Annotated in this window: 9 protein-coding genes; all 9 read left to right on the forward strand. The window is 53.1% G+C overall.

Going from position 1 to position 9,916, the window contains the following annotated elements; translation table 11 throughout:
* The first annotated feature begins 1,443 nt into the window (after positions 1-1,443).
* Positions 1,444-2,835, forward strand: coding sequence for an aromatic ring-hydroxylating oxygenase subunit alpha (locus tag FEF27_RS12590; RefSeq protein WP_138171232.1), 1,392 nt, complete (start codon positions 1,444-1,446; stop codon positions 2,833-2,835).
* Entirely contained in the window at positions 2,835-3,416 is a 582-nt protein-coding gene (locus FEF27_RS12595) for a 3-phenylpropionate/cinnamic acid dioxygenase subunit beta (protein WP_138171233.1), read from the forward strand. Before FEF27_RS12590 ends, FEF27_RS12595 begins: the two co-directional genes overlap by 1 nt.
* Before the next feature lie 298 nt (positions 3,417-3,714).
* Positions 3,715-4,497: a 3-(cis-5,6-dihydroxycyclohexa-1,3-dien-1-yl)propanoate dehydrogenase gene (gene hcaB, locus FEF27_RS12605; RefSeq protein WP_138171235.1), complete on the forward strand. Its 783-nt coding sequence runs from the start codon at positions 3,715-3,717 to the stop codon at positions 4,495-4,497.
* 21 nt (positions 4,498-4,518) lie between these two features.
* Positions 4,519-4,719 carry a ferredoxin gene (locus FEF27_RS12610; protein WP_138171236.1) on the forward strand — a complete coding sequence of 67 codons (201 nt, stop codon included), beginning with the start codon at positions 4,519-4,521 and terminating at the stop codon, positions 4,717-4,719.
* Complete coding sequence (locus tag FEF27_RS12615; protein WP_138171237.1) at positions 4,716-5,945, forward strand: NAD(P)/FAD-dependent oxidoreductase; 1,230 nt, start codon at positions 4,716-4,718, stop codon at positions 5,943-5,945. The genes FEF27_RS12610 and FEF27_RS12615 overlap by 4 nt, the downstream gene beginning before the upstream one ends.
* A gap of 3 nt (positions 5,946-5,948) precedes the next feature.
* Positions 5,949-6,683 (forward strand): class II aldolase/adducin family protein, encoded by a 735-nt coding sequence (locus tag FEF27_RS12620; protein WP_138171238.1) that lies wholly within the window; start codon positions 5,949-5,951, stop codon positions 6,681-6,683.
* Entirely contained in the window at positions 6,676-8,187 is a 1,512-nt protein-coding gene (locus FEF27_RS12625; RefSeq protein WP_138171239.1) for a tripartite tricarboxylate transporter permease, read from the forward strand. Before FEF27_RS12620 ends, FEF27_RS12625 begins: the two co-directional genes overlap by 8 nt.
* Positions 8,184-8,747 carry a tripartite tricarboxylate transporter TctB family protein gene (locus tag FEF27_RS12630; RefSeq protein WP_138171240.1) on the forward strand — a complete coding sequence of 188 codons (564 nt, stop codon included), beginning with the start codon at positions 8,184-8,186 and terminating at the stop codon, positions 8,745-8,747. The genes FEF27_RS12625 and FEF27_RS12630 overlap by 4 nt, the downstream gene beginning before the upstream one ends.
* Positions 8,748-8,769: 22 nt before the next feature.
* Positions 8,770-9,807: a Bug family tripartite tricarboxylate transporter substrate binding protein gene (locus FEF27_RS12635; RefSeq protein WP_138171241.1), complete on the forward strand. Its 1,038-nt coding sequence runs from the start codon at positions 8,770-8,772 to the stop codon at positions 9,805-9,807.
* Positions 9,808-9,916: the final 109 nt, after the last annotated feature.

The raw sequence follows: 9,916 nt of genomic DNA on the forward strand, positions 1-9,916 counted from the left end.
CCTCGGCTTAACGAAAACCTCGGCATAATCACTGTGATGAACCAGTTCGGCACTCTTCTGCTTGCTGGCTGTAGCTAGGACATGTTTCAACGTTTCCAGTGATAACGCTTCGGTAGGCATCGTCGAATGATAGCCCACCCCCCCACGATCTTCCGGGAGTAGGCGTCAATGGCGAAGGCTGTGTACATGAAACTCGTCATGGTCCTCACATAGGTGATGGCGGTTGCCTAAAGACGCCCAGGCGCGGGTGCCTTCAATTTCGTTTCACTAAATCAGGCCGGCCATCAGGGGTCAGTACAGGCATCGTAGTGCGAGATTTGCGGCCACGGACCGCTGCTGCGATCCGGGCTTTGCTGCGCGTCAGCCGGTAGCTCTGGTCCGGGCGAATGTCCCGATTCTCCCGGCGCATCGCATGCCACATCTTCTGCACTCCATAGACACGGCGATTTGCACTGGATCTCAGGTATCAGGAGGTCATCTTTGCGGTCCCTGGCCATGGGAGCCGGGTAGCCGCGAGAGGTGATGAACCCACCTTCTGCTTCGCTGAGAACNGCGATCCCTGTACTGGTCGATGTAGCGGATCATATCGTGGAGGGACGGTCGAGCTCGACGGCGAAAAAGCTGAGGCACTCTTGAAGATCTCATGGGCGCGCTCGAGTTCCCGGAGCCCCCGGCTCAGCCGAACCAGCTCAGCGAGCTCCTCCCTGGTGACCCCCGACTCCTCACCAGTATCCCCGCGGGCCTGTTTGGCCCAGTTATTCGACGTATCCCATGAGACACCGAGCTTCTCGCCCACCGCGGCAGCCGCGCTCCGACGAGATGACTCCTCAATACGGCGTTGATCCTTCCTCACCCGCAGAGCACGCTGCCAAAACTCCGGGGAATCCCCCGCCCTCGTGCCGGCCATTTCCCCATCCTCAGCAGTCAAGTGGCACGGATCCAAACTCAATACGGTACTGAACTCCTATTTCGTCTCGTTTAGGCACTCAAAGCTGGGAGCCGTCATCGACCATGCCACGAGTATTGCTCTAACTCTCAGAGTCCACATGCTCCGGCATCCTCTCTGATGAGGGCCTAAGTGTAAGTGCCTCTCCTCCCACCAGAGCCGAGAAAGTTTTCGGCTGGCACGTCACTACTGGCGGAGCGGATTGCAACTCATGCGCCAACTTTTCAAGGCGCGAGGCACTGAGCATCTAGTTCTAAAACGCCCGTTTTATATCCCTTTGAAGAACGGCCGACCGAACGTCATCCGTAGTAGAGCAAGTCCTGCGTTCGTGGAAGAGAGCCGCTGTAGTCCTCAATCAAGAGAATCATCAATCTCAGGAGTGGTTGACATCACAAAAAGACGGCACTAGCCTTCTACTGTACAGACAGACAATCTGCTGAGTAGATAAAGGTGGTGCCGCACTTATGTCGCGAGTCCTAGAAAATATTCGACGTGGAATGATCCCCGCCCACATTTACAACGATCCCGAAATCTTTGAGCTGGAGCGGGACCGCTTGTTCTCAAGAGCTTGGAGCTTTGTGGCCCACGAGTCGGAGGTCCCAAATGCTGGTGACTACGTGGTGCGCCATGTTCTGGAGGATTCATTTATCGTTTCTAGGACCAGCACGGGGGAAGTCCGCGTGATGTTCAACATGTGTCTGCATCGGGGGATGCAGGTTTGCCGGGCTGAGATGGGAAACGCTTCACACTTTCGTTGTCCATATCACGGTTGGTCTTACCGAAACGATGGTCGCCTGGCAGGCTTACCGTTTCACCAGGAAGCTTATGGAGGGGAAGAAGGCTTCAAGCGAAAGGGTCAGCGACTGCTAAGCCCTCCTCGAGTAAGCACCTACAACGGCCTGATATTCGTCAGCCTCGATCAGGGCGCCCCCGATTTAGAGGACTACCTGGGCGACTTCAAGTTTTACCTGGACTACTACTCCAAACAAAGTTCATCTGGGGTCGAAGTAAAGGGCCCGCAACGGTGGCGCATCAAGGCCAATTGGAAGATCGGAGCGGAAAACTTTGCTGGCGACATGTATCACACTCCACAGACTCATACGAGTATCGTCGAAATCGGGCTGTTTAGAGAACCCAAAGCGGAAAAGCGCAAAGACGGAACCACGTACTGGGCAGGAAATGGCGGTGGCACGACGTACAAGCTTCCACCAGGAAGCATCGAGGAACGCCTCCGATATGTTGGGTACCCAGACGAGATGATTGATCGAATGAAAGAAACATGGACCCAGCAACAAAAGGACGTTGTGGGGGAGGACGGCTTCATGGTCTCAGCAGCGAGTATTTTTCCGAATCTTAGTTTCGTTCACAACTGGCCAAAGGTCGAAGACTCAGATGAGGTGGTCCCGTTCATATCAATCCGCCAATGGCGACCAATAAGTGCCGATGAAACGGAAGTCCTGTCTTGGTTCATGGTTGACAAGGAAGCTCCCGAAGAGTTTAAGCAACTCTCGTACAAGGCATACGTCATGAGTTTCGGCAGTACGGGCATGTTTGAACAAGACGATGTCGAGAACTGGGTCTCTCTTACAAGTACCGCGGGGGGAAGTATGGCTAAACGTCTACTGCTCAATAGCCGCATGGGCGTCAAGAGCGACGACAGCCCAGTAAGTCCAGCCCTGACGAAAGACGAATACTCCGGGCCCGGGAAAGTCCATGTTGGTTACGGAGAATACAGCCAGAGAGCCTTTCTTAACGAATGGGCCGACCATCTGGAGCGACCTGAGCCGGAAGCTACTGACACTGAGGTCGGCTCCTCAGACTCCAGTACAACTCAGTCGCAGAATACAATAGCAGAGCCATTAAATGCTGGAAGTAAGGACGCCAAATAATGACAGTATCATTTGATTCCTCCAGTTCTGTTTTAGGAAAACATGCGTCGACGACTAGTCGTGTAGGAAACGCGCTATTTTTCGGCGATGAACGTCATTTGCTCGCTCATAGTTGGCTGGTTGACGAGGCCTATCTACTGGATGCTCAAGAGTACGGTGAATGGCTGTCTAGAATTACAGACGATATTCATTATTTCATGCCGGTTAGAGTGACAACAGCAATCGGTACCGGCTATGATACCTCTCCAGGAATGGCGCACTTTGACGAAAATAAGTACTCACTCTCGCGTCGAGTTGCACGCTTTGCTACAGAGCATGCATGGACAGAGGATCCCCCTTCGCGTCTACGACACTTTATTACGAACGTCAGAACTTTTGCCACACCCAGTGAACATGAGCTGATCGTGGAATCAGCTGAGTTGCTCTTTCGAAGTAGAGGCGCGAACCACGAGTCCGCCCTCGTTTCAGCTGGGCGTGAAGACTTACTGCGAAATGAAGACGGTGAATGGAAATTAGCTAGGCGTTATATAGCTGTTGATGAGTCGGTAATACGTATGCAGAATCTGGCGATATTCCTATGAGCTTACAATGGGAAGGCGAAGAGAGAGATAGAATTAAAGCCTTGGAGGCGGCACGGACCCGGGATCGCCTTTTAGAAAATATTAAAGGGGAACCTATAGTCCTTGGGAATGAGTTTTCTGAGGTTAGAGTCCTACTTATTGAGACACGGAATGGTCTTCGGCTAATGATTGAGGTGCCAAGTTCCGGACAGTGGGTGACACTCGACCCTTTGGAGCTTGAAGCGTTGACTTGGCAAACGCCTGCCACGTTTTCGGCGATGGTCGGAGAGCCATTTGCTCCTCTATTTTGGGAGGATCAATGACGAAGTGGCTTGTTAACAAACGAGTTCTCGTGGTCGGAGCGGGTTCGGGTATTGGGCGCGCAGTTGTTGCAGCGTTCTTGGATGAAGGGGCCCAAGTGTCCGCACTAGAGAGAGATACACAAAAGGGACGAACCCTGTCACAGGATGAACCCTCGGTTCCCGTTACTATTGGTGACGCGAGTGTCAGTGACGCCAATCGATCCGCAGTCGAAAGAACCGTTGAAAGTTTTGGTGGACTCGATGTGTTGGTTCAATGCGTAGGTATATTTGATTACTATAAAGGTATACGAGACCTGACTCATGACGAAATAGATACCGGCTTTAATGAGATGTTTAACATCAACGTGAAGAGCCATATGCACTCTATCAAGGCAGCTACTGCGTCGCTTGAGGAAAGTGGCGGATCTATCATCCTGACTGAGTCTACGTCCGCGTACTATCCAGGAAGAGGCGGCGCGTTGTATGTACCGTCCAAATTCGCCGTCAGGGGTCTAGTCAAGACCGTTGGTCACGAACTGGCGCCGAGAGTAAGAGTCAACGCGGTTGCGCCGGGGGGGACGACGGGCACAGACATGCGTGGGTTGCAATCCTTGGGCCTTGGGGAGGAGTCGCTCGGCAGAGCCCCCGGACGTGCGGCGGATCTAGCCGCTCGAGTGCCGTTGAATACGGCTCTGTCCGCTATGGACCACGCTGGAAGCTATGTCTTTCTTGCCTCTGACCGAGCTAAAGGCATTTCCGGTGACGTTATCCATACAGACGGCGGTATGGCATTAAAATGAGCAAACAAAGAAGGTTAAAAAATGGCTAAGCAAGCAAAGGCTGACTACGAAGCCTGCCAGGGATATGCCAATTGTGTAATGGGTGCCGAAGACTACTTCGATTTGGACGACGACGGGAAGGTTGTCCTCTTGGCGTCCGAAGTACCGGAGTCAGATGAACCGCGAGTGGCCGAGGCTGCGCGTTCATGCCCTGTATCGGCACTCTGGTTGGAGGATTCATGAGTGGGACTGTGATTGTCGGGGCATCTGTGGCCGGCGTGAGAACGGCACAAGCCCTGCGGAGTCAGGGGTATTCAGGTGCGATCACCATAGTGGACGCTGAAGAGGAATGGCCCTATGACAAACCTGCTCTCTCCAAATCGTTTCTGAGTGGGCAGTCCCACCGCGACTCATTGGAGCTTATTTCCAAGACGGAAGCTGCTTCCCTGGAAATCGAGCTACTCCTCGGGACAAGGGCTATCGGTCTGGATGTGGCAGAAAAGCTGTTGGAGGTTGACCGATGCGTGCCTATCGCATACGACAGTTTGGTGATTGCAACGGGGGGACGAGCACGTCCATCCCCATGGGGCCAACCTGAAGGCGTACATGTACTTCGGACACTAGACGACGCGCGCAAACTCCACAATGATTTGAGCCCCGGGGCTCACCTCGCGGTGGTCGGGGCCGGGTTTATCGGGGCTGAAGTGGCTTCAACTGCTCGCGCAGCCAATGTAGAAGTCACCCTTATCGATCCACTACCGTATCCGATGAGTCGCGTCATGACGCCCGAGGTCGGAGATTGGTTTAGTCGACTTCATGAGGCTCATGGCGTCACGACTCGCTTTGGCGTGGGAGTCGAATCGATCGACGGTGGCCGCGGTAATTTTGCTCTCAAACTAACTGATGGAACTGAAGTACGCTCCGACTCGGTCTTGGTGGGTATTGGCTCAATGCCGAATGATGAGTGGCTCACCGACTCGGGACTCCTTATCGACAATGGCGTGTTGTGTGATGAATTCTGTAGAGCAATTCAAACGGAGGGCATCTACGTGGCCGGTGATGCCGCCCGGCTAATGGATCAACAGACTGGCCCCTCTGTCCGACTTGAGCATTGGACTAATGCTGTAGAGCAGGCGAAGACCGTGGCTCACAACATCGTAAATCCGGGGGATGCTCAAATACATCAGTCGGTTGAGTATGTATGGAGCGACCAGTACGACTGGAGGATTCAGGTAGCAGGTCGCCCGAGTCACGACCTCGACCAAGTGACACACGGAGATCCCTTCGTTCAAGGAAGAGCCGCGGCGATATTCGTCAAGGGTGGAGCCCTACGAGGCGCAGTAGTTGTCAATTGGCCACGCGTTTTGATTGAGGCCCGCAAGGCGATTGCTAGAAAGTGGACTGCCCAGGAGCTCAACGATCGCATCGAGTCTCTTACACAATCCGTGAGTATCACGAGTAAGGATTAGCGTATGTCTTATGAAGAGCAACTCAACACAGACGCTCACAATAGTAAAAAGCTCCTAGTAAACGCTAATCATATATTATATGCGCAGGGTGTTCTTGACGCGTTTGGCCATGTCAGTATGCGTTGCGGTCCGGATTCAGAAGCGTTTTATCTATCTCGAAATATTGCACCAGCACTTGTTCAAGCAGAGGATGTGCAGGTATTTGATTTAGAAGGCGTGACTACTGATACTCGTCGCCCCTATCTTGAACGATATATTCATGCGGCGATCTATAGGGCAAGACCGGATGTTGGGGCGGTAGTGCATAGTCACTCATTGAATGTGATCCCATACACAGTGGCGGAGCAGCCCCTTCGTCCGATTATGCACATGGCTGGCTTCCTTGGGGAGGAAGTGCCCGTATTCGAGATCCGCGAGCGCAGCGGACAAGAAACTGATCTCTTAATTCGTAATAATGTGCAGGGTGATGAACTAGCGGACGCCCTTGGCAAGAACAGTACCGTGCTACTTATGAGGGGACACGGGTCGGTCGCTACTGGAAAAGACGTTAAGGAAGCAGTATTTAACGCGATATATACAGAAGTCAATGCCGAGATTCAGGCCCGTTCGGAGTCCTTGGGCAGGCCGGTATACCTGACGCCCGGCGAAGCGAAAGCCGCCAAAGAAACAAACGCGTCCCAGATCGATCGAGCTTGGGCTTTCTGGCTGTCGAACGCAGTTGGGCACCCTCATGTTTGAGGCTCTTGCTTCCGGGCTGGGGCAGGTCGTGCAACCTACGATCCTGCTCACGATGTTGGTTGGCATGTGCATTGGTTTTGTCACTGGCATCCTGCCAGGTCTTGGAGGACCTGTCACGCTTGCAATCCTTCTTCCATTTGCTTTTGGGATGGACCCGGTTCAGGGTTTCGCATTTCTCATCGGCATCTGGATCGTAACATCGACAGCGGGGGACATCACCTCAGTCTTATTTGGAATACCCGGAGAGCCGACGTCGGCCGCGGCTGTAATGGATGGCTATCCGCTTACAAGAAAGGGCCAAAGTGGTCGCGCCTTAGGCGCACTGCTGACTAGTTCGGCTCTCGGCGGCATTCTAGGAATGATTGTCCTAGCTCTAACAATCACACTTATACGACCGCTAGTGTTGGCTATAGGTCCACCTGAGTTCTTCGTCCTAACGGTACTTGGTCTGACCTTTGTGATCACGCTTGCAGGCAATAACCTTCTTAAGGGTTTTATAATGGCAAGCCTGGGCTTGTTAGTTGCCGTTGTAGGCATAGATCCTGAGCTGGGGCTGCCTCGCTACACGTTTGGGAGCCTATCTTTTTGGGATGGGGTCGACATCATACCAATCGTCATTGGGCTGTTTGGCGGCGCCGAAGTTCTCCAGCTGATGCTTAGCAAACGCAGCATATCCCAGACTGTAGAGCCTGACGTGAATTCCCTCGGCCAGCGAGCCAGGGGAATATTGGATGCCTTGAAACACTGGAGCGTAATAGTTCGCTCGAGTGCGATCGCTATCGTCATAGGAATGCTTCCTGGACTCGGAGGCTCCGTTTCGCAGTGGTTGGCCTATGGCCACGCCAAACAGACCTCCAAGCATCCTGAGAGATTCGGCAAGGGTGCCATCGACGGCGTGGTCGCTGCAGGAGCTACGAGCAATGCCAAAGATGGAGGCCAGCTCGTCCCGACTATTGCGTTCGGAATTCCGGGTGGCGCAGCTACAGCTGTGCTGCTGGGTGGGCTCATGATTCTGGGCCTGACCCCCGGGGCAGAGATGCTGACTGTGAACTTGGATCTCACGATGTCGATGGTTTGGATCGCTGTCTTCGCCAACGTCATTGCGGTGTCGATTGCATTACTGGGCGTCAAGTACCTTTCGAAATTGACTCACATATCCGGACCCGTCCTGATCCCTGCCATCGTGATGCTTCTAATGGTCGGTACTTACTCCGTGAACAACGATTATGTTGATGTCTTCGTCATGGTTGGCGCGGCGGCCATAGGTGTCATTTGTCTGCGATGGAACTGGCCGCGAGTTCCATTTCTGCTCGCGGTCGTGCTCGGCGGTTTTACTGAATCATATTTGAGCCTGTCTTCGTCGATGTTTGGGACGGAGTGGCTAACGCGTCCAGGGGTTCTAACACTTTTTGCAGTAATAGTTGGTTCTCTCACCATTGGAGCGTTGCCCTCACTTAGGAAATGGAAGTTGCGTCGTGAAGTGAGTCAGGAGAGCACCAAATGAGCAGTATCCGCACCACCGAGGGCACTAACCGGCATCTACCGGCTCTGTCAGACGTATTGATAGGAGTGGTGTCGCTCTTAATTTTTGGGGCGGCTCTTCTGGCAACTTTGGACTGGCCCATCGAAGCCGCTAGGTTCCCGAGGTTTATATCTGGAATCGGCCTCCTGTGTACTCTGCTTTTCTTGGGCACCCTAGCTTTCAGAAGTCTGACTACTGGACCGACTGTCACTCAGGATACTGAAGGTGGACCTCAGGAGAGTCAGACGACGGAAGACCCAGCTGATGAGGAGTCCGTCGACGTTGGATATGTGTTTGCCAGTGCGGGTGCCAAGGAATGGGTTCAGACATTGCTTTGGCTTGGCGCGTTTTTCCTGCTGACCTATCTGTTTGGTGTCTACATTGCTGGAGTAACATTCGCTTTCTTATACCTCAAATACGGTGCTAGTAAAAGCCTTGTATATTGTCTCGTATACTCGGTCGTTCTTGGCGGGAGCCTGTGGATGTTATTTAGTTACTTTTTAGGCCTGCCGCTACCCAGTGGTATTTTCGATATTATTTAATTAATCAGTAAAGGTGGAATAAGTGTTTACTTCAAGAAAAGTATATGGAGTAGTATCCGTCGCGTGCATCTCGGCACTTGGCCTTTCGGCTTGTGACGACCAAGAGCAAGAGAGCGAAGCCGCGGGCGCATGTAGCATTCTCGAGGATGAGCAAGTCACGATTGTCGTTCCCTACGACCCTGGTGGAGGGTATGATTCGTTCGCTCGACTCATAGCTCCGGAACTTGAAGAGTCCATCGGAGCTCAGGTCGTAGTCGAGAATCGCCCTGGCGCAGGAGGTTTGGCCGCCGTCAACGAAATCACCAACGCTCCCGAGGATGGTAGCCGTGTAGCTATAATGGATGGACCAGGCGTTGCGGCCGCGTCACTAGCGGGCGCAGAGGGCGCTAATTTCGAGCTTTCTGATCTTAGCTACATCGGTACCGTTTCTAACTACCCCATCGTCATCGCTACGGGCCCAGAGAGCGATATTGAAAGCTTAGAGGACCTTCAGACTGCGGAGCAAGTCAGTTTTGCTTCTGCAGGCCGCGGCGCGTCCGACTACATAACAGCTGCTCTCCTTGCTGACATGTACGACCTTGAGGACTCTGAGATTGTGACGGGATTCGGCGGTCAAGCTGAGGCAGAGCTTTCCGTTGTTCAAGGAAACGTGGACGTAATTGCGGGAGTATTGGATTCACGATTGCCCTCGATCCAGAGCGGTGACCTTGTGCCAATCGCCACGATTGCACCTGAACGACCAGAGGATTTGCCTGATGTACCTCTCGTTCAAGAGGACGAGAATTTGACTGGCGATCAACTGGATCTCCTTGATACACACCAGCAGATCCATGACATCGGTCGCCCCTTGGTAGGGCCGAGCTCCATGGAAGAAGAACCTCTTGATTGTCTCCGCGGTGCCCTAAGTGAAGTTGCCGATGATGAAGAGTTTACTGATCGGGCGTCTGATCAGGGACGTTTGATCAGCCACATTGATGGTGAGACGATGGAGGCGGATTTAACGATAACTAGAGACGATATAAGCGAGGAGTATCAGTCTATTTTGGAAGAGTCTTTTTAGCATAAAATAAGGACAATATAAGCGGCGCCCCGATACGCTTTATGCGGGGCGCTGTTTATAGACTCCATGCCGCTTTAAAGGCTCTTCGCGTTTGAGGGTGTAGAGGCAG

This window comes from Nesterenkonia sphaerica (genome assembly GCF_005771565.1).
Classification (GTDB): Bacteria; Actinomycetota; Actinomycetes; order Actinomycetales; family Micrococcaceae; genus Nesterenkonia; species Nesterenkonia sphaerica.

Bases quoted from the DNA above. Each gene is read 5' to 3' on its own strand.
- FEF27_RS12615 (WP_138171237.1), top strand. From the start codon at position 4,716: ATGAGTGGGACTGTGATTGTCGGGGCATCTGTGGCCGGCGTGAGAACG.
- FEF27_RS12590 (WP_138171232.1), top strand. From the start codon at position 1,444: ATGATCCCCGCCCACATTTACAACGATCCCGAAATCTTTGAGCTGGAG.
- FEF27_RS12630 (WP_138171240.1), top strand. From the start codon at position 8,184: ATGAGCAGTATCCGCACCACCGAGGGCACTAACCGGCATCTACCGGCT.
- FEF27_RS12610 (WP_138171236.1), top strand. From the start codon at position 4,519: ATGGCTAAGCAAGCAAAGGCTGACTACGAAGCCTGCCAGGGATATGCC.
- FEF27_RS12595 (WP_138171233.1), top strand. From the start codon at position 2,835: ATGACAGTATCATTTGATTCCTCCAGTTCTGTTTTAGGAAAACATGCG.
- FEF27_RS12625 (WP_138171239.1), top strand. From the start codon at position 6,676: ATGTTTGAGGCTCTTGCTTCCGGGCTGGGGCAGGTCGTGCAACCTACG.
- hcaB (WP_138171235.1), top strand. From the start codon at position 3,715: ATGACGAAGTGGCTTGTTAACAAACGAGTTCTCGTGGTCGGAGCGGGT.
- FEF27_RS12620 (WP_138171238.1), top strand. From the start codon at position 5,949: ATGTCTTATGAAGAGCAACTCAACACAGACGCTCACAATAGTAAAAAG.